Origin of the sequence: Burkholderia sp. Se-20378, from assembly GCF_017104665.1 — a bacterium.
GTDB classification, from domain to species: Bacteria; Pseudomonadota; Gammaproteobacteria; order Burkholderiales; family Burkholderiaceae; genus Burkholderia; species Burkholderia lata.
Genome location: NZ_JAAGPG010001254.1, coordinates 1 through 562, shown reverse-complemented (window position 1 = coordinate 562; position 562 = coordinate 1). Strand labels below are relative to the sequence as shown.

Below are 562 nucleotides of genomic sequence, written 5' to 3'. Positions count from 1 at the left end.
CGCGCGCTTTCGCGCAGCCCGTGCTGCCGGTGCAGGCAACGAGCGTCGCCAGCGGGTCGGACGGCGCGCAGACGAGGCCGAGCGACGCGAGCGCATCGAGCGTGGCCGGTGCGCGTTCGCGCGATACGTGATGCAGGAATACGCCTTGCCATGGCGTCATCGACAGCGTGCCGTCGCCGTCGGTTTCGGCCAGCGCGGCGAGCCGTTCCAGTTGCGTGGCATCGAGCCGGCCGAGCACGCATTGCGCGCCGACGTTGCAGCGCGCGGCATCGAGTGACGGGCGCACGCCGAAACGCAGCGTCGGGTCGGTGCGCGTACGGCGCCAGCCGGCGAGCGCCGGATCGGCTGCAAGCGGAAAGGGCAGGTATTGCTGCGCGCGTTCGAGCAACGAGTGTTCGCTGCATGTGGCGAGCAGCGCGCGCATCCGCGTGACGTCCGCCGGCGCGAGATCGAGGAAGGCAAGCAGCAGCGCGCGCACCAGCGCAGCAGCTTGATCCGGCGCGACATCGATCGAAGCGGGCGGGTCGTCGTGTGCGCCGGGCGGGCAGCCGGCCAGCCCGGC

General features: G+C 72.2%; 1 pseudogene. It reads right to left on the bottom strand.

Annotation, left to right across the window (positions count from 1 at the left end):
• A pseudogene (locus G3N93_RS41265) lies at positions 1-562 on the bottom strand (precorrin-3B synthase); the annotation flags it as partial.